The sequence below is a fragment of the Nocardiopsis dassonvillei subsp. dassonvillei DSM 43111 genome (assembly GCF_000092985.1).
GTDB lineage: Bacteria > Actinomycetota > Actinomycetes > Streptosporangiales > Streptosporangiaceae > Nocardiopsis > Nocardiopsis dassonvillei.
In genome coordinates, this window is sequence record NC_014210.1 from 2,946,717 (window position 1) to 2,968,659 (window position 21,943).

The 21,943-nt window shown below is 73.3% G+C and carries 20 protein-coding genes and 1 pseudogene; 9 read left to right on the top strand and 12 right to left on the bottom strand.

The window, feature by feature from the left end; all coding sequences use genetic code 11:
* Position 1 precedes the first annotated feature (1 nt).
* From NDAS_RS12285 to NDAS_RS12295, 3 genes are read right to left on the bottom strand one after another with little or no spacing between them, the layout of a single operon-like run.
* On the bottom strand, positions 2-895 hold the full coding sequence (locus NDAS_RS12285) for a 3-hydroxyacyl-CoA dehydrogenase family protein (protein WP_013153510.1): 894 nt from the start codon (positions 893-895) through the stop codon (positions 2-4).
* Positions 892-1,665, bottom strand: a complete 774-nt coding sequence (locus NDAS_RS12290) for an enoyl-CoA hydratase/isomerase family protein (RefSeq protein WP_013153511.1) — start codon at positions 1,663-1,665, stop codon at positions 892-894. Before NDAS_RS12290 ends, NDAS_RS12285 begins: the two co-directional genes overlap by 4 nt.
* Positions 1,662-2,897: a thiolase family protein gene (locus NDAS_RS12295; RefSeq protein ID WP_013153512.1), complete on the bottom strand. Its 1,236-nt coding sequence runs from the start codon at positions 2,895-2,897 to the stop codon at positions 1,662-1,664. Before NDAS_RS12295 ends, NDAS_RS12290 begins: the two co-directional genes overlap by 4 nt.
* Positions 2,898-3,141: 244 nt before the next feature.
* On the opposite strand from NDAS_RS12295, the gene paaK reads away from it, so the two are divergent.
* Positions 3,142-4,494, top strand: a complete 1,353-nt coding sequence (gene paaK, locus NDAS_RS12300; RefSeq protein WP_013153513.1) for a phenylacetate--CoA ligase PaaK — start codon at positions 3,142-3,144, stop codon at positions 4,492-4,494.
* A 161-nt stretch (positions 4,495-4,655) separates the two neighbouring features.
* Positions 4,656-5,987, top strand: a complete 1,332-nt coding sequence (locus tag NDAS_RS12305; protein WP_013153514.1) for a hypothetical protein — start codon at positions 4,656-4,658, stop codon at positions 5,985-5,987.
* 119 nt (positions 5,988-6,106) lie between these two features.
* Here the strand turns inward: NDAS_RS12305 and NDAS_RS12310 are convergent, their stop codons facing one another.
* From NDAS_RS12310 to NDAS_RS12320, 3 genes are read right to left on the bottom strand one after another with little or no spacing between them, the layout of a single operon-like run.
* A complete protein-coding gene (locus tag NDAS_RS12310; protein ID WP_013153515.1) occupies positions 6,107-6,478 on the bottom strand; it encodes a VOC family protein in 372 nt (123 codons plus the stop codon).
* Between the two features lie 44 nt (positions 6,479-6,522).
* Positions 6,523-7,203 carry a response regulator transcription factor gene (locus NDAS_RS12315; RefSeq protein ID WP_013153516.1) on the bottom strand — a complete coding sequence of 227 codons (681 nt, stop codon included), beginning with the start codon at positions 7,201-7,203 and terminating at the stop codon, positions 6,523-6,525.
* Entirely contained in the window at positions 7,191-8,342 is a 1,152-nt protein-coding gene (locus NDAS_RS12320; RefSeq protein ID WP_013153517.1) for a sensor histidine kinase, read from the bottom strand. Before NDAS_RS12320 ends, NDAS_RS12315 begins: the two co-directional genes overlap by 13 nt.
* Before the next feature lie 289 nt (positions 8,343-8,631).
* Between NDAS_RS12320 and NDAS_RS12325 the strand changes: the two genes are divergently transcribed.
* Genes NDAS_RS12325 through NDAS_RS12335 form a run of 3 tightly spaced genes read left to right on the top strand, consistent with a single transcriptional unit; the run spans position 8,632 to position 10,198 of the window.
* Positions 8,632-8,802, top strand: coding sequence for a hypothetical protein (locus NDAS_RS12325; protein ID WP_013153518.1), 171 nt, complete (start codon positions 8,632-8,634; stop codon positions 8,800-8,802).
* Positions 8,799-9,470 carry an ABC transporter ATP-binding protein gene (locus NDAS_RS12330; protein ID WP_013153519.1) on the top strand — a complete coding sequence of 224 codons (672 nt, stop codon included), beginning with the start codon at positions 8,799-8,801 and terminating at the stop codon, positions 9,468-9,470. The genes NDAS_RS12325 and NDAS_RS12330 overlap by 4 nt, the downstream gene beginning before the upstream one ends.
* Positions 9,467-10,198, top strand: a complete 732-nt coding sequence (locus NDAS_RS12335; RefSeq protein WP_013153520.1) for an ABC transporter permease — start codon at positions 9,467-9,469, stop codon at positions 10,196-10,198. The genes NDAS_RS12330 and NDAS_RS12335 overlap by 4 nt, the downstream gene beginning before the upstream one ends.
* Positions 10,199-10,263: 65 nt before the next feature.
* On the opposite strand, the gene NDAS_RS12340 is transcribed toward NDAS_RS12335, so the two are convergent.
* Complete coding sequence (locus tag NDAS_RS12340; protein WP_013153521.1) at positions 10,264-10,803, bottom strand: class IV adenylate cyclase; 540 nt, start codon at positions 10,801-10,803, stop codon at positions 10,264-10,266.
* Between the two features lie 325 nt (positions 10,804-11,128).
* On the opposite strand from NDAS_RS12340, the gene NDAS_RS12345 reads away from it, so the two are divergent.
* A complete protein-coding gene (locus NDAS_RS12345) occupies positions 11,129-11,626 on the top strand; it encodes a hypothetical protein (protein ID WP_013153522.1) in 498 nt (165 codons plus the stop codon).
* A 90-nt stretch (positions 11,627-11,716) separates the two neighbouring features.
* Here NDAS_RS12345 and NDAS_RS12350 read toward each other — a convergent pair.
* The 5 genes and pseudogenes from NDAS_RS12350 to NDAS_RS12370 all read right to left on the bottom strand — a co-directional run bounded on the left by NDAS_RS12350 (position 11,717) and on the right by NDAS_RS12370 (position 17,855).
* Positions 11,717-12,916 (bottom strand): annotated as a pseudogene (locus tag NDAS_RS12350) (L-talarate/galactarate dehydratase).
* A 31-nt stretch (positions 12,917-12,947) separates the two neighbouring features.
* On the bottom strand, positions 12,948-14,273 hold the full coding sequence (locus NDAS_RS12355) for an enolase C-terminal domain-like protein (protein WP_013153523.1): 1,326 nt from the start codon (positions 14,271-14,273) through the stop codon (positions 12,948-12,950).
* Positions 14,270-15,919: an aldehyde dehydrogenase (NADP(+)) gene (locus tag NDAS_RS12360; protein ID WP_013153524.1), complete on the bottom strand. Its 1,650-nt coding sequence runs from the start codon at positions 15,917-15,919 to the stop codon at positions 14,270-14,272. Before NDAS_RS12360 ends, NDAS_RS12355 begins: the two co-directional genes overlap by 4 nt.
* Positions 15,920-16,825, bottom strand: coding sequence for a 5-dehydro-4-deoxyglucarate dehydratase (kdgD, locus tag NDAS_RS12365; protein WP_041553150.1), 906 nt, complete (start codon positions 16,823-16,825; stop codon positions 15,920-15,922).
* 136 nt (positions 16,826-16,961) lie between these two features.
* Positions 16,962-17,855 (bottom strand): LysR family transcriptional regulator, encoded by an 894-nt coding sequence (locus NDAS_RS12370; protein WP_013153526.1) that lies wholly within the window; start codon positions 17,853-17,855, stop codon positions 16,962-16,964.
* A gap of 158 nt (positions 17,856-18,013) precedes the next feature.
* On the opposite strand from NDAS_RS12370, the gene NDAS_RS12375 reads away from it, so the two are divergent.
* The 3 genes from NDAS_RS12375 (at position 18,014) to NDAS_RS12385 (ending at position 21,549) form a co-directional block, all read left to right on the top strand.
* Positions 18,014-19,021, top strand: coding sequence for a Bug family tripartite tricarboxylate transporter substrate binding protein (locus NDAS_RS12375; protein WP_041552736.1), 1,008 nt, complete (start codon positions 18,014-18,016; stop codon positions 19,019-19,021).
* A gap of 206 nt (positions 19,022-19,227) precedes the next feature.
* Complete coding sequence (locus NDAS_RS12380) at positions 19,228-19,929, top strand: tripartite tricarboxylate transporter TctB family protein (protein ID WP_232051673.1); 702 nt, start codon at positions 19,228-19,230, stop codon at positions 19,927-19,929.
* A gap of 9 nt (positions 19,930-19,938) precedes the next feature.
* Positions 19,939-21,549: a tripartite tricarboxylate transporter permease gene (locus NDAS_RS12385; RefSeq protein WP_013153529.1), complete on the top strand. Its 1,611-nt coding sequence runs from the start codon at positions 19,939-19,941 to the stop codon at positions 21,547-21,549.
* The last annotated feature ends 394 nt before the right edge of the window (positions 21,550-21,943 follow it).

A 21,943-nucleotide genomic window follows, 5' to 3' on the forward strand; every position in this document is an offset into this window, starting at 1 on the left:
TCTACTCTCCCTCGTCCCAGGTGTGGAAGCCCCGTCCGCTCTTGCGGCCCAGCCTTCCCTCGGCGACCATACGGCGCAGCAGCTCCGGAGGCGCGAACCGGTCCCCCAGTTCGGCGGCCAGGTACTCGGCGATGGCCAGGCGCACGTCCAGGCCCACCAGGTCGGTCAGGCGCAGCGGCCCCATGGGGTGGCGGTAGCCCAGCTCCATGGCGGTGTCGATGTCGGCGGGCGAGGCCACACCCTCCTCGACCATGCGGATGGCCTCCAGCCCCAGCATGACGCCCAGGCGGCTGGTGGCGAACCCGGGCGCGTCGCGGACCACGACCTCGGTCTTGCCCAGGGCGGCGACCCAGGCGCGCGCCGAGGTCAGGACGGCCTCGTCGGTCTCGGGGGCCACGACCAGCTCCACGAGCTTGGAGGCGGGGACGGGGTTGAAGAAGTGGGTGCCCAGGAAGCGCGCGGGGCGTTGGAGGGCGGCGGCCAGCTCGGTGACCGACAGCGAACTGGTGTTGGAGGCCAGGACGGTGTCCTCGCCCACGGCGGCCTCGGCGGCGGTGAGCACGGCGATCTTCAGTTCGGGCCGCTCCGGCACGGCCTCCACGACCAGCCCGGCGTCGGCCGGGATGTCGGCGGGGGTGGTGACCGTGCGCAGCCGGGCCAGGTAGGCGGCCGGTTCGGCGTCGATCTTCCCGCGCCGGCGGGCTCTGTCCAGCCCGGCCGCCACGCGGGCGCGACCGGCCTCGGCGGCCTCGGCGGTGGCCTCGACCAGCACCACGTCGGCGCCGCGGGTGAGGAACTGCTGGACGATCCCGGCGCCCATGGTGCCGCCGCCGACGACGGCGACGGTGGCGGGAACGCCCGGCGCGGCGCCGCCCCCCTGCTCGGTGGTGCTCAACGCTTCTTCCTCTCCAGGAAACGGGTCATGCGCTCGTGCTTGTCGGCGCTCTCGAACAGCACGGCCTGCGTCAGGTCGTCGGCGAGCGGGTGGGGGCCGTCGGCGTCCAGGACCATCTTGGTCATGCGCAGGGCCAGCGCGGAGGAGGCGGCCATGCGGTCGATCAGGGCGTGGGCGCGTTCGCGCAACTCCCCGGAGGGCACGATCTCGGCGACCAGGCCGTGGCGCAGCGCGGCCTCGGCGTCCAGGCGGTAGCCGCCCAGCAGCACCTGCTTGGCCACCGAGGCGCCGACCAGCTCCCGCAGCCGCCAGCACGCGCCCGCCCCCGCGATGATGCCCAGACCCGGCTCGGGCTGGGCGAACACGGCGGTGGGGGTGGCGATGCGGATGTCGCAGGCGTAGGACAGCTCGGCGCCGCCGCCCAGGGCGTAGCCGTCCACGGCCGCCACGGTGGGCGCACGGAGGCGGTGCAGGCGTTCGAACAGGCGGCTGTTGATCCCGGCCAGCGCCTCCTCGCGGCCGCGTTCGCGCAGTTCGGAGATGTCGGCGCCGCCCGCGAACACGGTGCCGTGCCCGGTCAGGAGCAGCGGCCTGGGCTCGGCCTCGATCCGCTCGCACACCCGGTGCAGTTCGGCGATCATCGTCGCGTTGATGGCGTTGCGGGCCTCGGGGCGGTGGAGCTGGACCACCACGCGGTCCTCGCGCCACTCCACGTCCAGGGTGGTGAAGTCCCCGTCGGCCCGGTGCGCGGTGCCGTCGCTCGCGCTCACGGGCGCTCCACCAGCAGTGCGACGCCCTGGCCCACACCCACGCACAGGGTGGCCAGGCCGCGGGCGGCGTCCTCGCGCTCCATGCGGTTGAGCAGGGTGACCAGGATGCGGGCGCCGGAGCTGCCCAGCGGGTGGCCCAGCGCGATGGCGCCGCCGTCGGCGTTGACGCGCTCCTCCTCCAGCTTGAGCTGGCGCATCACGGCCAGGGACTGGGCGGCGAAGGCCTCGTTGAGCTCCACGGCGCCGACCCCGTCCAGGTCCCACCCGGCGCGGCCGAGCACCTTGCGGGTGGCCGGGACCGGACCCAGGCCCATGACCTGCGGGTCCACCCCGGCCGAGGCGGAGGCGACCACGCGGGCGCGGGGGGTCAGGCCGTAGCGGCGCACGGCCTCGGCGCCGGCCAGCACCAGCGCGGAGGCGCCGTCGGAGAGGGAGGAGGAGTTGCCCGCGGTGACGATGCCGCCCTCGCGGAAGACCGGGCGCAGCCCGGCCAGGCTCTCCATGCTGGAGCCGGGGCGCGGGCCCTCGTCGGCGGTGACCTCGCTGGTCTGGCCCTTGCGTCCGCGCACGGTGACGGGGACGGTCTCGGCGTCGAAGCGGCCCGCCTCGGCGGCGGCGACCGCGCGCTCGTGGCTGCGCAGCGCGAAGGCGTCGCACTCCTCGCGGGTGAGCCCCTCCAGGAGCGCGACCTCCTCGGCGGTCTCGCCCATGGACAGGGTGTAGCGCAGATCGTCGGGGCCCGCGTCGACGGGCGCCTCGGCGTCGGCCGCGGCGAAGCGCGGGTTGGTGAAACGCCAGCCCAGGGAGGTGTCGGCGACCTCGCCCGGCTTGGCCCAGGGGGTTCCGGGCTTGGCCATCACCCAGGGGGCCCGGGTCATGGACTCCACGCCGCCCGCGACCACCACGTCGGCCTCGCCCGCGCGGATGGCCTGCGCGGCGGAGGCGACGGCGGTCAGGCCGCTGGCGCACAGCCGGTTGACGGTGTAGCCGGGCACGCTCGGGTCGAGTCCGGCCAGCAGCGCCGCCATGCGCGCGACGTTGCGGTTGTCCTCGCCGGCCTGGTTGGCGGCGCCCAGGATGACCTCGTCCACGGCCTCGCCGGGCACGCCCGCGCGGCGGACCGCCTCGGCCACGGCCGTGGCGGCCAGGTCGTCGGGGCGCACCGCTGCCAGGGCGCCGCCGTAGCGGCCCTGCGGGGTTCGCACCCCGTCGACCAAGTAGACCTCGCTCACGTGCGGCCTCCCGTGCTAAAGACGGTGGTCGGGGCCACCGTCGCCTGTGAAATCATCGACATTTCTCCTTGACACCGCTGCCCGGAGACTGCGTTAATGCATTAGTAACCGAACGTTCGGTCAGTAAGCAAGTCGGTCCGATCCGCGACGGACCGCACCGCCACGAGATCAGCGCGCCCGCCCACCCACCCCACCCAGGCGCCCACGTCCTGGCGGGTCCCGCGCACAGTACACGGAGAGGCCCATGGCAAGCCACGACACCACCACGCTGCCGGCCGGAGCCACCGCCCGCCTGGGACAGGCTCCCGCACCCGAGATCCTGGACCCGGCCGAGCGCATGAGTGTCGACGAGCTTCGCGCCCTGCAGCTCAAGCGCCTCCGGTGGACCCTGGAGCACGCCTACGCCAACGTGCCCCTGTACCGCCGCAAGTTCGACGAGGCCGGGGTGCGCCCCGAGGACCTGCGCGAACTGGCGGACCTGCGCCACTTCCCGCACACCACCAAGGCCGACCTGCGCGACAACTACCCCTTCGGGATGTTCGCCGTCCCCCAGGACAGGGTCAGCCGCATCCACGCCTCCAGCGGGACCACCGGCCGCCCCACCGTCGTGGGCTACACCCGCGAGGACATCGACACCTGGGCCGAGGTGGTGGCCCGCTCCATCCGCGCCGCGGGCGGACGCCCCGGGCACAAGGTGCACGTCTCCTACGGCTACGGGCTCTTCACCGGCGGGCTGGGCGCCCACTACGGCGCCGAGAGGCTCGGCTGCACGGTCATCCCCGCCTCGGGCGGGCAGACGGCCAAGCAGGTGCAGCTCATCCAGGACTTCGAGCCCGACATCATCATGGTCACCCCCAGCTACATGCTGACACTGATGGACGAGTTCGAGCATCAGGGAATCGACCCGCGTACGACCTCGCTCAAGGTCGGCATCTTCGGCGCCGAGCCCTGGACCGAGAAGATGCGCACCGAGATCGAGGAGCGCTTCGACATCCACGCCGTGGACATCTACGGCCTGTCCGAGGTCATGGGTCCGGGCGTGGCCAACGAGTGCGTGGAGACCAAGGACGGCCTGCACGTGTGGGAGGACCACTTCTACCCCGAGGTGCTCGACCCCGTCACCCAGGACGTGCTGCCCGACGGGTCCAACGGCGAACTGGTCTTCACCTCGCTGACCAAGCAGGCCATGCCGGTGATCCGCTACCGCACCCGCGACCTGACCGCGCTGCGCCCGGGCACGGCCCGGCCCATGCGGCGCATGGACAAGGTGACCGGCCGCAGCGACGACATGATCATCCTGCGCGGCGTGAACGTCTTCCCGACCCAGATCGAGGAGATCGTGCTGGGCCTGGACGGGCTGGCCCCGCACTTCCAGCTGGTGCTGACCAAGGAGGGGCGCCTGGACCGCATGGCGGTGCGCATCGAGGCGGCCCCGGACTGCACCGCCGAGCGGCGCGTGGCCCTGAGTGAGCAGATCGTGGCGACGGTCAAGGACAGGGTCGGCGTGAGCGTGACCGTGGACGTGGTCGACCCCGAACAGATCGAGCGCTCGGTGGGCAAGTTCCGCCGCATCATCGACCAGCGTCCCAAGGAGTGACGGGACGCGAATGACGCACGGCCGCCGCGGGGCGGATGGGAGGACTCCGCGGCGGCCGTGTCGTGTGCGGCGAGGAGTCGGGGCGGGTCGCCCGGCGGGCGGGAACGGGCGGAGGCGCTGCGCGGGGCGGGATGTCGCACCGCCCTGGCAGAGTGTCGCCCATGCCCGTGACGCACCCGTTGACCTTCCCCCGCCCACTCGTGCTGCCCGGAGCGCACGAGGACGGCGCCTACTCCCGCCTCTCCCACGTCGCCGCGGACCTCTCCCTGTCCGGGGACTGCTACGTCCTCTCCGCTCTGCGGCAGTACTCCGCGTGCAAGACGCGGGGTATCAGGGTGTGGACGCTCTCCCGTTACCGCCCCGACGGCACCCTCGCGTCCTGCCTGGTCACCAGCCAGGAGGCCGAGAACCACCGCAGGAGGACCTCGTCGGGAACCAACGTGCACGGGAACGACCTGTGCGTCCTGCCGGACGGGACCGTCGCCCTGTCCTCCGACTGCAACAGCACGTCCCTGTTGGACGCAGAGCTGACCACGCTCCTCAGGGTCTGGAAGGACGGGCGCACAGGCGTTGGCGAAAAGCGGGCAGGCACCGACGAAGACTCGGAGTGTTCCTTCGCCGCCGCGATCCGCACCACCCCCTCGGGACGTCTACTGTGCGTGGTGTCGGAAGCGGGGGTGCACAGGTGGTCGGGGAAAGCCCCCAACCTCATCGGCCTGACGGACGGGCCCCTGACACCCGGCCACCGGCCGACGGTCGAGGTCTTCGCCTGCCTGCACACACCCGAGGAGACTCGCCGGCTCCCCTCCGAAGGCGGCGACACGAGCCTGCCCGTCCCCCACACCGACTACCGCGGCGCCCCGGCCGGAGGCGGCAACCGCCCCTCACCCGGCATCGTGGCGGCGGCGCGTGCGCGTTGGCCGGAACTGGGCAGACAGCTCCAGGCGAGAACGTTCCGTGCGCACCTGAACGCCTACGCCGTGGTGGCCGACGACCTCTTCGTCGTCCCGGTCTTCGACGACTGGCGGCCGACCAAGAACAGCAAGTACGCCTACGCCCTCGTCGACGACACCGGGGCGCTGGTCGGGCGGCTCGACGGACCGGGCACCGACAAGCGCTCCCCCGAACCCGGCGACCACCACGCCGTCGCCGCCGACCCCGCCCGCGGGCGGATCTTCCACGTCAACCAGTCCGGCCTGTACGTGTGGTCCGCCAACGGCACGCTCCTGACCGTGCTGCCCACCACCGATAAGGCCTACCGTCCGCTCAGGCACCTCAAGCTCATGGGCTGCGGACCGGAGGGCGACCTGGTGCTCATCCGCCCCGAGCACAACCTCCTCACGCGGGTGGAGGTGCCCGACGACCTGGACCGGCTCGGGGACGCGGTCGCGGCGGCCCTGGCCGACCACACCCGCCAGCGCGCACGCCTCAAGAAACAGCTGTCGCCGACCGACTGGCTGTGGACCCGCGAGGAGGCCCCGGCCTTCCTGTGAACCGTTCCGCCCGCGTGCCCCACGGGGTTCCCGGGCGGCCGCAACCGCACCTGGTGGCCAGGTGGGGGTTTCACGGCCGGATCGCGCCGGGGGCGAAGCCTGAGCTCCGGGGCGGCGCCTCAGGGGGCGTCGGCGCGTCCGTGCAGCAGGCAGAACTCGTTGCCCTCGGGGTCGGCCAGCACCGTCCACCGGGCGTCCTCGGGCTGCCCCACGTCCACCTTCACCGCGCCCAGCCCCAGCAACCTCTCCAGTTCCTGGGCCACCGTCAGTCCGCCGGTGACGCGCAGGTCCAGGTGCAGGCGGTTCTTGACGCTCTTGCGCTCGGGCACGGTGAACACGTCGACCCCCAGGTCCGCCCCCTCGTGCGGAGCGAGGCTGAACCCGTCCTCGGCCTCCTCCACGATCGGCCAGTCCAGCACACGGCTCCAGAACGCGGCCACGGTCTCGGCGTCGACCGCGTCGATGGCGATCACACAGATACGGCTTCCCATACCCGCACCCTACGGGTGACCGCCGACAACCCGCCCGGAGGCGGCTAACCCGCGCGGCCGTCCTCCAGGCGCGCGTCGCGCACCGCGTTGGCGACGAGCACCCGGTTCGGCGCGTCCAGCTTGGCCATCACCCGGCCGACGACCGCCTTGACGTTGCTGACGCTCATGAACAGGTCCTCGGCGATCTCGGTGTTGGACAGGCCCCGGCTCACGGCCAGGGCCACCTCGCGCTCGCGCTCGGAGAGCGCGGACAGGCGTTCGCGGGCCTGGTCTCGCGCCTCGTCGTCCCCGCCGCCGACGGCCAGGCCGATGAGGCGGCGGGTGGCCGCGTCGGCCAGGTGCGGGCGCCGCCGGTGGACCGCGAGGACGCCCTCGACGAGTTCGTCCGGGGGCGCGTCCTTGAGCAGGAACCCGCTCGCGCCCGCGCGCAGGGCGCGCACCAGCGCCCGGTCGGAGTCCAGGGTGGTGAGCACGAGCACGGGCGGCGCTCCGGGAGCGCTCCGGATGCGCTCGGTCGCGGCCACCCCGTCGGTCCCGGGCATGCGCAGGTCCATCAGGACCACGTCGGGGGCGTGCTCGGCGACGACCCGCACCGCCTCGTCGCCGTCGCCGGCCTCCGCGACCACCTCGACCGCGCCGCCTCCCAGGAGCAGGCGCAGGCCGCGCCGGACCATCGGGTCGTCGTCGACGACCACCACTCGTACGGGTTCGCTCACGGCGACCATGGTAGGCGCACCCTCAGTTCGAAGTGGTCCCCCGTCCGCCCCCAGAGCAGGGAGCCGCCGCAGATGGCGGCGCGTTCGGCCAGTCCCACGAGTCCGACGCCGGCCCCCGCGTCCGGATCACGCTCCCCGGGGTCGGCGGTGTCCGGACGCCGGCGCACGGGGTTGCGGACCTCGATGAGGACCGCGTCGGTTCCCTCCGCGACGACGCGCACGCGCACCGGCCCGGGTGCGCCGTGTTTGCGGGCGTTGGTGAGGGCCTCCTGGACGATGCGGTAGGCGTGGCGGCCGGTGTTGGCGGGGGCCGGGAGGCGTCCGCTCACCTCGTCGTGCACCTCCAGCCGCATTCCGGCCCTGCGGTTCTCCTCCAGGAGCCGCCCGAGCCCGTCGAAGGTGGGCTGGGGCCGGTCCGCGTCCTCGTCCTGGCCCGAACGCAGGTCGGACAGGATGCCGCGGACCTCCGCCAGTGACTGGCGGGTGTTGGTGAGGATCTCCTCGGCCAGGGCGTCGCGGTCGGCGGCGGCCAGGTCGGGGCGGTGGGTGAGCGCGGAGGCGTTCAGCGAGATGAGCGTGAGCCGGTGCGCGAGGACGTCGTGCATCTCCCGGGCGATGCGGTCGCGCTCCTCCATCCTGGCGTTCTCCACCCGGAAGCGCTGCTCCCGCTCGGCGTCCAGCGCCCGTTCCCGCAGCACGCGGACCAGGTCGGCGCGGGCGCCCCGGTAGGCCGAGGACGCGGCCAGGGCGGCGACGGCGGCGGCCACGAGCAGCAGTTCGATCCACAGGGGCCGGATCGGCTCCACCGGGGTCCAGGGGTTGTGCAGGCCCGCGGCCAGGGCGGCGGCCAGGATCCCGCACAGGGGCGCGGCCGTCCGCCACCGCCTGCCCGACGCCTCGCGGGCGGCCACGAGCGCGGCCAGCCCGACGGAGGCGGTGGACACGGCCGGTGCCGCCGCGACCAGCCACCGGCCCCAGCCGCGAGCCGTCCACCAGCGGCTCGCCGTGACGAGCACCGCCCCCAGCACGGCGTCGGCCGCCAGCAGGGGCCAGGGAACGGTGATCATGTTGCCGAGGTGGGAGTCGACGGCCGCGAGGGCGACGAACACCACGGTCGACCAGGGGAGGACGTTGCCGAGAATCCGCACGGCCCCACCGTATAACCGCTGTTCACCGGGGCCTCCCGGGACGGAGCCCCCACCGCGGGAGGGGTACCGGGGCCGGTCCGCGACGGTACCTCGGGCCACCCCGGCGAGACCTTCGGCCACCCCGCCGCACCCCCGGGTCCACGCTCCCCCGGTCCCCGGCCACCCCGCCGGGGCCCCGCGCCACCGGACCCGGCACCCGGGACACTGCCGCCCGCCGGGGCCCCTGCCTAGCGTGGTCGGTGCCGCCCGGGAACACGTCCCGGGCACGTCCACGACGACAAGGAGTCGCATGTCAGCGGTGCTCTTGGTCGCGTCGATGATCGCGTTCGCGGGCGCGGTCACCATCGCGGCGGCCCGTTTCCTCTCACCCGGCGGGACGGAGAAGGGGGCGTACGTCCTCCCCGGCGTCCTCCTCCTCGTCTACGCCGTCCTCTTCGGCCTGTGGATCGTGGTCCCGTGAGCCTGATCGACATCCGCGACGTCTCCATGGCCCACGGCCGCCACCGCGTCCTGCACGGGATCGACCTGCGGGTCGAACCCGGGCGGGTCTACGGGCTGCTCGGCCCCAACGGCTCGGGCAAGACCACCCTGCTCAAGTCGGTGCTGGGCGCCAACGACCACACCGGCGCCATCGAGCGCGCGCCGGGCCTGCGCGTGGGCCGCCTGATCGAGTACCCCGCGTTCTACGGCGGCCTGACCCTGCGGGAGAACCTGGAGCTGCACGCCCGCTACCTGCGCACGCCCCTGGACGAGGTCCCCGGCCTGCTGGCGGAGGTCGGCCTGGGCGAGCGGGCGGACCTGCGCTTCTCGCGCACCTCCCTGGGCATGAGGCAGCGGCTCGGCATCGCCCGGGCGCTCCTGGGCGAACCCGGGCTGGTGCTGCTGGACGAGCCCACCAACGGCCTCGACCCCATCGGCATCCGCGACATCAGGGAGCTGGTCCGGGCCGTCCAGCGCGAACGGGGCACGAGCATGATCGTCTCCAGCCACAACCTGACCGAGATCGCCTCCCTGGCCGACCACCTGCTGTTCATGAGAGCGGGCCGGATCGTGCGGCGCATGGACGCCGACGAGGTCGAGGGCGACCTTGAGGACCTGTACGCGACGGTCCTGGGGGAGGACGCATGAGGACGCTGCTGGCCAACGAACTCCGCAAGATCCGCCGGGAGCGCTTCGTCTGGGCCGTCCTCGTGCTCAACGTCGTCCCGCTGGCGATGGTGGTCGTCGACTACGCCGTGAACGGCGGGGAGCCCACCCTGGAGCGGTTCTACTTCACCTTCCACAACCAGTACACGATGGTCCTGCCCCTGGTGGTGTGCGCGACCGTCGCGGCCTGCTTCCACACCGAGTTCCGCAACGGCACCTACTTCGAGTGGCTCACCTGCGGCCGCTCCAAGCCCGCGCTGTGGGCCGCGAAGCTGGCCGTCGCGTGCGCGCTGGTGGCGGTGATGGCGGCGGTGAACCACGTGGGGCTGGTGGTGTTCCTGCTGATGGAGAACCCCGGAGCCGGGATCGGGCGGATGAGCGCCGCCTACTGGCTGCTGGTCGGCGTGTGCGTCGCCTCGGTGGCGCTGCTGTGCGCCCTGCTGACGCTGGTGACCCGCAACGTCGTCATCGTGAACGTGTTCGGGATCGGCCTGACCGTGGCCACGCTGGTGTTCATGGCCGCCGACTTCTCGTACGTGGTCCCGACCTGCTTCGCCTACCGGCTCAGCGTGGGCGTGGTCGTGCCCGACGCGGCCTACCCCGACCTCGGACAGGCGCTCGCGGTCGGCTGGACGGTGACGGCGTTGTCCCTGCTGCTGCCGCTGGCGGCCAACCTGCTGGTCATCACCCGGCGCCGCTACCTGCACTGACCCACCCCTCCCCCGACGGGGGTGGCGGTCCCGACCGGGCGCCCGCGCCCGGCCGGGGCCCGCGGTCAGCTCGCCGCGGCGGCCCGCACGAGGACGTCGTAGCCGTCGGTGGTGCGCTCCAGGTCCGCTCCGAGCGAGCGCACCCACGCGTCGAGCCGGGCCTGGACCGCAGGGCCGTCGCGGTCGTCGTCCACGGTCAGCTCGACCTCCAGGAACACGCCCACACCGCGCAACTCGTCCACGCACACGGTGATCGCGCCCGCCCGGCCGACCCGGCGGGTCTTGACGATGCGCAGGGCCGGGACGTAGCCGAACTGGAGGAGGACCCGGTGCATCTGATCACGGTCGGCGACGGCGGTCTCGTGCTCCACGTACTCCAGGGGGTTGGCGGCCGGGGTCTTGGCGGTGAGGACGTGCTCGCCGCCCTGGGTGCGCAGCCGGGCGAAGGCGCGTCCCGCCTTGGGCATGCCGAACTCCCACCCGGGCGGGGCGTAGGCCTGGTCGTCCTGCTCGGCGGGCGCGGAGAGGGCCACCCCGGCGGAGTCGAGGGCGGCCAGGAGCGCGGCGGGGTCGGCGACGCGGTACTTGGCCTCGATCTCACGCATGCGTGTGCTCCTGGGCAGAGTGGTACGGGAGTTGCCCAGGAGCTTACCGAGGGTGAGAGCCGCCCCGCGCGACCGCTGCCCGATTCCCCCTCCGCGACGGACCGGGAGGACAGGGGCCGCCGCGAAGGCCCAGGTCGCCGGGGTGCGCGAAATCCCCGGTCGCGTCCGGCATGCGCGACCCCCTACCGGGCAGAGGGTAAAGACAGTCCCCCTGAACGGTGTGCTCCACCCCATGTACGGGCCGGTGACACCGTCCGCGGACCGGGGGGAGCACGCCGTGTGGCGCGCGGTGCGGCGCGCCACGCCCCCTGAAGGAGTACACCGGGTGGACGAGACAGTCGGCAGGGCGGGCTCGGGAGGACGGGTCGAGGACTACCTGGCCCTGCGCCGCCACAGGTGGTGGCAGCGCGAGGCGCGAAGGCCCCAGGACGCCGTGATGGGCCGGGAGTGGACGATCGCTCCGGCGGACGAGGAGACCGGGGTCCCCGTGTCGTCGCTGGTGGTGGAGATGTCCGACCAGGAGGCGTGGTACTGGGGGTTTCGCGCTCCGGACAGCCTGCCCACGGACATGCGCTGGAGGGTGACCGTGCCCTACTCCCTGCCCGAGGGGCACCGGGGGCGGACCGCCGTGCAGGTACTGCTCACCATGGGCAACAGGGCCGAACTGGTGACACCGCTGCACCCGGCGACCGCGCCGCTGGACGTTCCGGTGGAGCGGATCGTGACGGACACCGACGTGCCCGCCGAGGAGCTGCCGGGGATGTGGCTGAGCGTGGCGCTGCTGGGCGGAGCGGACGCACAGGGGTTCCGCGCGCTCTCCTGACCGCCGCGCGCCCTCCCCGCCCCGGTTCGGCCGCACGCGCGGGCCCGCCGCCCCGCGCCGCCGGGTCGCCGGACCCGGCGGCGCGGCCGGTCAGCCCTTCAGGTCCGTGTGGCCGTCGGCGTCCACCCGGGTCCTCTGGGCGGTCCAGGCGCGGGCCTGCTCGCTGATCGTGCAGCCCAGACCCGGCCGGTCCGGAACGAGCATGCGCCCGCCCGCGGTCTCCAGCCGCTCCTCGAACAGGGGCTGGAGCCAGTCGAAGTGCTCCACCCAGGGGTCGAGTTCGTAGGCGGCGGCCAGGTGCAGGTGGATCTCCATGGCGAAGTGCGGCGCCATCCGCACCCCGGCCCCGCGCCCCTGGGCCATGACGTCCAGGAACGGGGTGATGCCCCCGACCCGCGGCGCGTCCGGCTGCATGAAGCCCACGGCCCCGGCCTGGATCAGCGCCTCGTGCTCGGCGGGGCTGGTGAGCATCTCACCGGTGGCGATGGGCGTGGCCAGCTCGCGCGCCAGGTCCGCGTGCCCCCGGACGTCGTAGGCGTCCAGCGGCTCCTCGATCCAGACCAGGTCGAACCGGTCCAGGAGGCGCCCCATGCGCGCGGCCGAGCCCCGGTTCCACTGCTGGTTGGCGTCGACCATGAGCGGGAAGTCGCCCAGTTCCTCGCGCACGGCCTCCACGCGGGCCAGGTCCACCCGGTGGTCGGGGTGGCCGACCTTGATCTTGATGCCGCCGATGCCCGCGGCGCGGGCGGCCCGGGTGTTGTCCAGCACCTCCTCCAGCGGCGCGGACAGGAACCCGCCGGAGGTGTTGTAGCAGTCGACCGCGTCGCGGTGCGCGCCCAGGAGCTTGGCCAGCGGCAGCCCGGCCCGCTTGGCCTTGAGGTCCCACAGGGCGATGTCCATCGCGGCGATGGCCTAGGTGGCCAGTCCACTGCGCCCCACCGAGGCCCCGGCCCACACCAGGCGGGTCCACAGGCGCTGGATGTCGCTGGGGTCCTCGCCGATCAGCTCGGGGGCCACCTCGCGGGCGTGGGCGTACTGGCCCGGGCCTCCGGCCCGCTTGGAGTAGGTGAAGCCGACGCCTTCGAGTCCCTGCTCGGTGGTGATCTCGGCGAAGAGCACCGACACCGAGGTGAGCGGCTTCTGGCGGCCGGTGAGCACCTTGGCGTCGCTGATGGGGGTGGACAGGGGCAGGTCGACGCGGGACAGCGTCACCGAGGCGATGGAGTCGGTGGCGGTGCCCCCCGCGGTGCCGGTGCGGGTGCCGCCCCGCGGCTCGGCGGGTGTGTTCATGGGGTCTCCGGAAGTGGGAGGGACGGGGGGTTCAGCGCACCATCGCGGGACGTTTGGGATCGAAGGTCCAGTCGGGGACGAGGTGTCGCATGGCCGCGGCGTCGTCGCGCGCGCCCAGGCCGTGCTCCAGGTACAGCTCGTGCGCGGCGGCCAGGGCGTCGCGGTCCAGCTCCACGCCCAGGCCGGGGGCGGTGGGCACGGTGACGGCGCCGTCCTCGATCCGCAGGGGCCTGCGGGTCAGGGCCTGCCCGTCCTGCCAGATCCAGTGGGTGTCCAGGGCGGTGATGTCGCCGGGGGCGGCGGCTCCCACGTGGGTGAACATCGCCAGGGAGATGTCGAAGTGGTTGTTGGAGTGCGAGCCCCAGGTCAGACCGAAGTCCTCGCACAGCTGGGCCACGCGCACCGAGCCGCGCATGGTCCAGAAGTGCGGGTCGGCCAGCGGGATGTCCACCGCGTTGACGCGCACGCTGTGCGCCATCTGGCGCCAGTCGGTGGCGATCATGTTGGTGGCGGTGCGCAGGCCGGTGGCCCGCCGGAACTCCGCCATGACCTCGCGCGCGGAGTAGCCGCCCTCGGCGCCGCAGGGGTCCTCGGCGTAGGCCAGGACGCCGTGCAGGTCGGAGCAGAGCGCGGTCGCCTCGGCCAGCGACCAGGCGCCGTTGGGGTCGATGGTGACGCGGGCGTCGGGGAAGCGCGCGGCCAGGGCGCGGACCGCCGCGGCCTCCTCCTCGCCCGCCAGCACCCCGCCCTTGAGCTTGAAGTCGCGGAAGCCGTAGCGGCTCCGGGCCGCCTCGGCCAGGGCGACGACGGCCTCGGGGGTGAGCGCGGGCTCGGTGCGCAGGCGCTCCCAGTCGTCGGCGGGGTCCTTGGCCTCGGGGTAGGGCAGCGGTGTGCGGTCGCGGTCGCCGACGTAGAACAGGTAGCCCAGCATGGGCACCCGCTCGCGTCGGCGGCCCTCGCCGAGCAGGTCGCAGACGGGCACGCCCAGGTGCTGGCCCAGCAGGTCGAGCAGGGCCGACTCCAGGGCGGTGACCGCGTGCACGGTGGTGCGCAGGTCGAAGGTCTGCTCGCCCCGCCCGCCCCGGTCGCGGTCGGCGAAGGCGTCCTGGACGCGGCGCAGGAGGGGGTTGAGCTCGGCGACGGGGCGTCCGACGAGCAGTTCGGCGGCGTCGGCGATGGTGGCGCGGATGGGCTCGCCGCCGGGGACCTCGCCCAGGCCGGTGCGCCCCTCGCTGTCGGTGAGGATGGCGATGTTGCGGGTGAAGAAGGGGCCGTGGGCGCCGCTGAGGTTGAGCAGCATGCTGTCGCGTCCGGCCACCGGCACCACGTCGACGGAGGCGATGGTGGGCGTGCTCATGCGGGGTCTCCTCCGGGCACGACGGTGCCCTCGACTCGTCGGTTCAGCCGCCAGGGGTTGTCCTGGCGCAGTGCGGGCGGCAGCAGGGCGTCGGGCATGTCCTGGTAGCTGACCGGCCGCAGGAACCGGTGCAGGGCCAGGCTGCCCACCGAGGTGCCCCGGCCGTCGGAGGTGGCGGGGAAGGGGCCGCCGTGGACCATCGCGTGGGTCACCTCCACCCCAGTGGGCCAGCCCCCGAACAGGACGCGGCCCGCGCGGCGCTCCAGCACCGGCAGCAGGGCGCGCGCCGCCGCCAGGTCGTCGGCGTCGCCGGTGTCGGCGTGCAGGGTCGCGGTGAGCTGGCCCTCCAGCCCCTCCAGCGCGGCGGGCAGCGCGGCGGCGTCGGGGTAGCGCACCACCGTGCCCGCGGCGCCGAAGACCTCCTCGCTCAGGCGCGGGTCGGCCGTGAGGTCGGCCAGGGACACCTCGGCCAGGGCCGGGGCCGGCGCGTTGGGGCCCTCCCCCTCGCCGCCCCTGGCCCGCAGCACGACCTCCGAACGCCCCTCCAGCGCCTCCACCCCGTCGCGGAAGGCCGCGGCGATGGGCGCGGTGAGCATCGTCTGGCCGGTGGCGTCGGCCACCAGGCGCGCGGCGGCTTCCACGAACCGGTCCCCGTCCGGGGTGGAGGGGACGAACACCAGCCCGGGGTTGGTGCAGAACTGCCCCGATCCCAGGGTGAGCGAGGCGACGTAGGCCCCGGCCAGGTCCTGGGCGCCCTGCCCGGCGAGCGCGCCGGGCAGCACGAACACGGGGTTGACCGAGGACATCTCGGCGAAGACCGGGATCGGCTCGGGGCGCTCGGCCGCCACCCGCATCAGGGCCAGCCCGCCGCCCCGCGACCCGGTGAAGGCCACGGCCTTCACGCGCGGGTCGGCGACCAGCTCCTGTCCGATGCCGTTGCCCTCCCCGAACAACAGGGAGAACACGCCGCCGGGCAGGCCGCTCTCGCGCACCGCGTCGGCCACGGCGCGCCCGACCAGCGCGGCGGTGCCGGGGTGGGCGTTGTGGCCCTTGACGATCACCGGGCACCCGGCGGCCAGGGCCGCGGCCGTGTCGCCCCCGGCGGTGGAGAAGGCCAGGGGGAAGTTGCTCGCGCCGAAGACCACCACGGGGCCGACGGGGATGTGCGCCAGGCGCAGGTCGGGGCGGGGCTGGGGGGTGCGGTCGGGCAGCGCCGGGTCGATGCGGGCGCCCAGGGCGTCGCCCTGGGCCACGACGTCGGCGAACATGCGCAGCTGGCCGGTGGTGCGGGCCCGCTCCCCCGTCAGGCGCTGGCGCGGCAGGCCGCTCTCGCGCACCGCCCGGTCCACGAGCGCGTCGCCCAGGGCGTCGATGTTGTCGGCGACGCGGCGCAGGAAGTCGGCGCGCTCGGCTGGCGACTGGGCGCGGAAGGCGTCCAGGGCCTGCTCGGCGGCGCGGGTGGCCTCCTGGATCTGGCCGGAGTCCACCAGGCCCACGGGCTCGCCGAACTCCTCCCCCGTGGCGGGGTCGGTCGCGCGCAGGGTCCCGGCCCCGCCCTCGACGGGAGCGCAGGCCACCAGCGGTCCGAGGACGTCCGCGGCCGTGCCCGTGTTCGTGCCCTTCGGGTCCGGAGTGTGCTCGGCCATTCAGGCAACCTTTCCGACCAGCGCGGACAGCTCGTCGCGCTCGGCCCGGGTGAGTGCGGTCAGGGGCGGCCGGACGGGTCCGCCGTGGCGTCCCGCGGCGTCGAGCCCGGCCTTGACGATGGAGACCGCGTAGCCGCGCATGCGGTCGCGGATGTCCAGGTAGGGGATGACGAAGTCGTTGAGCTTGCGGTACACCGACTCCCTGTCGCGGGCCTGCACGTCGGCGTAGAAGCCCAGGGCGAACTCGGGCGCGAAGTTGTACATCGCCGAGGAGTAGGTGCTCACCCCCAGCTCCAGCAGCGGCAGCGCGAAGGTCTCCGCGGTGGGCAGGCCGCCGATGTAGACCAGCCGGTCGCCGACCCGGGCGTAGACGCGGGTCATCGCCTCGATGTCGCCGACGCCGTCCTTGAAACCGATGAGGTTGGGGTTGCGCTCGGCCAGCTCGGCCACGGAGCGGTCGTCGAGCACGGCGTTGGCCCGGCTGTAGACGACCACCCCCAGGTCGGTGGCCCGGCAGACCGCGCTGACGTGCTCGACCAGGCCGGGCTGCCCGGCCTCGGTGAGGTAGGGCGGCATGAGCAGGATCCCGTCCGCGCCCGCCTCCTGGGCGGCGCGGGCCTGCAGGGCGGCCGCCGCGGTGCCGCCGGTGGCCGGGGCGAGCACCGGGACCCGGCCCCCGACCTCGTCGACCGCCGTGCGCACCACGCGGTCGATCTCGGCCGGGGTGAGGGAGAAGCCCTCACCGGTGCCCCCGGCGGCGAACAGCCCGGCCACGTCGTGGCTGGCCTGCCAGGCCAGGTGCTCCCGGTAGCGCTCCTCGTCGAAGGCCAGGTCGCCGTCGAAGTGGGTCACGGGGAAGGACAGGAGCCCGGACCTGAGCCGTCCGGCCAGGTCGTCTGGGTGCATCGCGTTCACGTGTCGTCCTCGGTTCTGCGGCTCGGGCCCCGGGGGTGGCGGGCCCGCACGGTGTTGCCGCTACCGTACGGAGCGTCGTTCGATGCTGTCCAAGATTCGTTGGGCATCAACTGATACCCACCGGGTATCAGGAGCCTCCTCCGTCGGCGGCGGGCCACGCCTGGAGCACCCTCGGCACGACGGGATTGGGCGAGTCGTGGGTCCAGATGAGGTGGAGTTCGACGGGGTTCTCGGGCAGCCCCTCCAGCTCGCGGTAGGCCACCCCCGCCACGCCCAGACCGGTCGCCGAGGCGGGCACGAAGGCGACCCCGCGTCCGGCGGCGACGAGCCAGACCATCGTCATGACCTGGCTGACCGTGTGCACCACGTTCTGGTGGGCGATGGGCAGCAGGCCGACCACGAGGTCGTAGAAGTAGCGGGCCTTGATCGGCGAGTGCATGATCAGCGGCACGTCCACCAGGTCGTCGGCGGACAGCGGACCCGTGCGACGCGCCAGCGGGTGCGCCTCGGGCACCGCGACCAGCAACCGCTCGCGGAGCTGGACCCGCGACCCGAACAGGTCGGTGTCCAGGGGCGGCCTGGCCAGGCCCATGTCGATCTCACCCGAGAGCAGGGCCGCGGCCTGTTCCTTGGTGACCATCTCGAACAGCTCGACGGTGATCTCCGGCAGCTGCCTCTCCACGGAGTTGATCATGTCCCCGAGCAGGCCGTAGGAGGAGGCCGCGGTGAAGCCGATCCGCAGCGTGCCCCGCGACCCCTGGGAGATGCGCCGCGCCAGGTCCGGCGCGCTCTCGGCCAGGGACAGCAGACGCCGGGCCTCGATCAGGAAGGCCTCCCCCGCCGCGGTCAGGACCACGTGGCGCCGGTCGCGCTCCAGCAGGCGCACGCCCACGACGCGTTCGAGCTTCTGGATCTGGCGGCTGAGCGGGGGCTGGGTCATGGACAGCCGCTCCGCGGCCCGCCCGAAGTGGAGTTCCTCGGCGACGGCGACGAAACCGCGCAACTGGTCGAAAGAGAACATGATGCACGGAAGGTATCAGCTTATGCCGTATTCGACTTGGACATGCATGATCGCGTGTTCCTATGCTGCCACTCACCGAAGTACGTGACCGCGTTCACACAGAACCCTCCGACGTGTGCGGACGGCGGCCACAAGAAAGGCGGGGAACCATGACCCACATGCCGCACAGGAGCCGCGCCCGCCGGGGCGCGGCCCCGGTCCTCGCAGCGGGGCTCACCGTGTCGCTGGCGGCCTGCGGCGGGAACCTGTCCGGCGGGGGCTCCGCCGGGGGCGAGTTCCCCCGGGGGCCGATCACCGTGATGGTCGGACAGGACCCGGGCGGCAGCACCGACCTCATCGCCCGAGCGCTGGCCGACGGCGCGCAGGAGGGGCTCGGCGTCGCGCTCCCCGTGGTCAACACCCCCGGCGCCAACGGCGCCCTGGCCGCCAACGAACTCGCCTCCCAGGAGCCCGACGGCCAGAACCTGCTCGTCATCAACGCCTCCCTCACCGCGATCACCCCTCTGGCGGTCTCGGAGGAGGAGGCGGTCGACATCGCCGACTACGAGGTCGTCACCGGCGTCTCACGCGACGACTACGTGCTCGTCACCGCGGCCTCCTCCGACTACGACACCCTCCAGGACCTCGTCGACTCCGGCGACGAGGTCGACTACGGCACCACCGGGGTGGGCACCGGCAGCCAGCTGTCCCAGGCGCTGCTGTTCGAGCAGGCCGGGATCCCGGGCACCCCCGTCCCCTTCGATGGCGGCTCCCCCACCCTGACCGCCGTCCTGGGCGAGCAGGTGGACGTGGCCTCGGTCCAGCTCGGCGAGGCGATCGCCCAGATCGAGGCCGGTGAGATCACCCCCCTGGCCACCTTCGCCGAGGAACGCAACCAGTACCTGCCCGACGTCCCCAGCGCGGTCGAGGCCGGGTACGACGTGCGGGTCTCGCAGTACCGGGCCGTGGTCGCCCCCCAGGGCACGCCCGAGGAGGTCGTGGAGCGGCTGCGCACGGCGTTCACCGAGGTCTTCGCCAGCGACGCCTACCAGGAGTTCAACGAGAACAACCTGCTCACCCCGCACGAGCTGGAGCCCGCCGAGCTGACCGAGGAGTGGTCCTCCTTCGCACAGGAGTACGCCTCCATGGTGGAGGAGTACGGCATCGACATGGGCGAGGGCCGGTGAGCGCGCCCCGCACCCGGCGCGCGCAGGGGTCCGCGTCCGCCGCAGGGGAGCCCCCCGCGAGGGAACCCACCACGCGGGGGGCCGCCGGGCGGGAGAGCGCCCGGCAGAAGGGCTCCCGGCAGGAGAGCACTGCACGAGAAGGCGGCGCGCGGGAGAGCGCGGCGCAGCGGGCCGCCGCGGAGCAGTCCGATCCGGAGCGGGAGGCCGTGGCACGGGACGCCGCGCCCGCGGGCCCGGAACCCGGCGCGCAACAGGCCGATCCGCAGCGTGTCGGGCCGGAGGGGGCCGACCGGGAGCGGGTCGTTCCGGAGCGGACCGTTCCAGAGGGGGTCGTTCCGGAGCGCACCGTTCCGGAGGAAGCCGCTCCGGAGGGGGCCGGGTCGCGGAAGGCCGGAACGCAGGAGGCCCAGTCGCAGGAGGCCCAGTCGCAGGAGACCGCGCCCGACCCGGAGGAGGAGGAACCGCCGAAGCCCCTGGGCCCCTGGGCCAACACCGCGGTGGCCCTGACCGTCATCGCCCTGGGCGCGGCCGGGATCGCCGGGTCCTGGGCGCTCGGCCCGGGCACCCCCGCCGACCCCGGCTCGGGCACCTGGCCCCTGCTCGTCAGCGCGGCGATCGCCGCGCTGGGCGTGGTCCTGCTGGGGCTGACCCGCCGCACCGACGACACCGAGGTCTTCTCCGCCTCCTCCTGGAAGGTCCTGGCCGGGGTCGCCACCATGGTCGGCTTCGTCGCCGTGGTCGGCGTGATCGGCTTCGAGATCCCCTCGGCGCTCCTGGCCTTCGTGTGGCTGCGCTTCCTCGGGGGCGAGTCGTGGCGCCTGTCCGCCATCGCCTCGGTCCTGATCGTGGTCGCCTTCTACGTCGTCTTCGTCGGCCTGCTGGCCGTGCCGATCCCCCACCTCTTCTAGGACACAACGATGGATTCCCTGACACCCATGATCAACGGGTTCGGTGTCGTCCTCGAACCGGTCAACCTGCTCTACTGCCTGATCGGCGTCGTGGTCGGCATGCTGGTCGGGGTCCTGCCCGGGCTCGGGCCCGCGGCCACGATCGCGATCCTGCTCCCCCTGACCTTCGGCCTCGAACCGGTGACCGCGATCATCATGCTCGCGGGCATCTTCTACGGCACCCAGTACGGGGGGACGATCACCTCGGTCCTGCTGCGCCTGCCCGGCGAGGCGTCCTCGGTGGTGACGGTCTTCGACGGCCACATGCTGGCCCGCCAGGGCCGGGCCGGGACGGCGCTGGGCATCGCGGCCGTGGGCTCGTTCGTGGGCGGGACCGTGTCGATCGTGGCCCTGTCCCTGGTCGCGCCCCTGGTGGCGAGCTTCGCCCTGGACTTCGGCCCGCCCGAGTACACCGCGCTGGCGCTGCTGGGCATCCTGCTGGTGTCCACCGTCGGCAACGGCAGCCGGATCAAGGCGGTCATCGCCGCCGGCGTGGGCCTGCTGCTGGCCACGGTCGGGCTGGACACCTTCACCGGCGCCGAACGCTTCACCTTCGACTCCATGGCGCTGTCCGACGGGATCGACTTCGTGCCGATCGCGATGGGCCTGTTCGGCATCGGGGAGATCCTGCACAGCCTGGAGGAACGCCACCGGGCGCCGAAGAAGCCCCTCAAGGTCACCAACACCTGGCCCTCGCGCAAGGACCTGCGCCAGTCGTCGGGCGCGATCGGGCGGGGTTCGCTCATCGGCTTCGCGCTGGGCATCCTGCCCGGCGGAGGCGCCACCCTGTCCTCCCTGGCGGCCTACGCGATGGAGAAGCGGCGCTCACGCGACCCCGAGCGCTTCGGCAGGGGCGCGGTGGAGGGCGTCGCCGCTCCCGAGACGGCCAACAACGCCGCCGCCACCTCCTCGTTCATCCCGCTGCTGACCCTGGGCATCCCGGCGAACGCGACGATGGCGATCATCTTCGGCGCGCTGCTCATCCAGGGTGTGCCGCCGGGACCGGAGCTGGTGACCCAGGAGCCGGAGCTGTTCTGGGGCGTCATCAACTCGATGTACATCGGCAACATCCTGCTGCTGATCATGAGCATTCCGCTGGTGGGGCTGTTCGTGCGGATCCTGCGGGTGCGCCCGACGATCCTGGCGCCCATCACGGTGCTGATCACGCTGGTGGGCGTGTACACGGTGCGCAACAACGTGTTCGACATCGTGCTGGTGGTGGTCTTCGGACTGTTGGGCTACCTGATGAAGAAGTTCGGCTTCGACCCGGGGCCGCTGGTGCTGGCCTTCGTCCTGGGTTCGCTGCTGGAGAGCTCGCTGCGCCGGTCACTGCTGCTCTTCGACGGGGACCCCACGGGGTTCCTGACCCGGCCGATCTCGGGAACGCTGTTGCTGCTGTTGGCGGTGGTGATCGTGCTGCCGCTGACGCGCGCTCTGTGGCGGTGGTACCGGGGCCGGGTCGATGGCAGTAGCAGTGGCAGTGGCAGTGCCAGTGGTGGTGCCAGTGGCAGTGGTGACGGCGGCGGTAGTGGCGCTGGTGAGGGTAGGAGCGAGGAACCCGCAGGGAGGACGGACGCCTGACCGGTTTCCGTTTCCTCCAGACAGCATTCCGGCCCCGGGCGATCCGTCCGGGGCCGTTCCCGTGTTTTCCACAGGCGGGGGTTGGGGGTGGCCGTGGGTGGCGTGGTGATGGTTTCCTGGAAATAGGGGGGATCCCACCCAGTAGGCGCTGTGGCATGCCCTGAAACACTCGGCGACCAATAAGGATAATGGATCGAGGGGCAGGGAGGGGCCGCCCACAGGTCTCTCCCCTACGCCCTTCTCGTCGGGGGTTTCTGGCGGCAACGAAAGCGCGCCAGCTGCCGCGAAAGGGTACGGACGACGGAGAGCGGTCGGGGCCGGTGAAGAGTTGGGCATCCGACGAAAAGCGACACCAAAGGCGGGAGCGGCCACCGGAGGACGACCAACGCCCAGG

Bases quoted from the DNA above. Each gene is read 5' to 3' on its own strand.
- NDAS_RS12340 (WP_013153521.1), bottom strand. From the start codon at position 10,803: ATGCGTGAGATCGAGGCCAAGTACCGCGTCGCCGACCCCGCCGCGCTC.
- paaK (WP_013153513.1), top strand. From the start codon at position 3,142: ATGGCAAGCCACGACACCACCACGCTGCCGGCCGGAGCCACCGCCCGC.
- NDAS_RS12315 (WP_013153516.1), bottom strand. From the start codon at position 7,203: ATGGTCGCCGTGAGCGAACCCGTACGAGTGGTGGTCGTCGACGACGAC.
- NDAS_RS12305 (WP_013153514.1), top strand. From the start codon at position 4,656: ATGCCCGTGACGCACCCGTTGACCTTCCCCCGCCCACTCGTGCTGCCC.
- NDAS_RS12360 (WP_013153524.1), bottom strand. From the start codon at position 15,919: ATGGCCGAGCACACTCCGGACCCGAAGGGCACGAACACGGGCACGGCC.
- NDAS_RS12375 (WP_041552736.1), top strand. From the start codon at position 18,014: ATGCCGCACAGGAGCCGCGCCCGCCGGGGCGCGGCCCCGGTCCTCGCA.
- NDAS_RS12325 (WP_013153518.1), top strand. From the start codon at position 8,632: ATGTCAGCGGTGCTCTTGGTCGCGTCGATGATCGCGTTCGCGGGCGCG.
- NDAS_RS12385 (WP_013153529.1), top strand. From the start codon at position 19,939: ATGGATTCCCTGACACCCATGATCAACGGGTTCGGTGTCGTCCTCGAA.
- NDAS_RS12335 (WP_013153520.1), top strand. From the start codon at position 9,467: ATGAGGACGCTGCTGGCCAACGAACTCCGCAAGATCCGCCGGGAGCGC.
- NDAS_RS12310 (WP_013153515.1), bottom strand. From the start codon at position 6,478: ATGGGAAGCCGTATCTGTGTGATCGCCATCGACGCGGTCGACGCCGAG.
- NDAS_RS12370 (WP_013153526.1), bottom strand. From the start codon at position 17,855: ATGTTCTCTTTCGACCAGTTGCGCGGTTTCGTCGCCGTCGCCGAGGAA.
- kdgD (WP_041553150.1), bottom strand. From the start codon at position 16,825: ATGCACCCAGACGACCTGGCCGGACGGCTCAGGTCCGGGCTCCTGTCC.
- NDAS_RS12355 (WP_013153523.1), bottom strand. From the start codon at position 14,273: ATGAGCACGCCCACCATCGCCTCCGTCGACGTGGTGCCGGTGGCCGGA.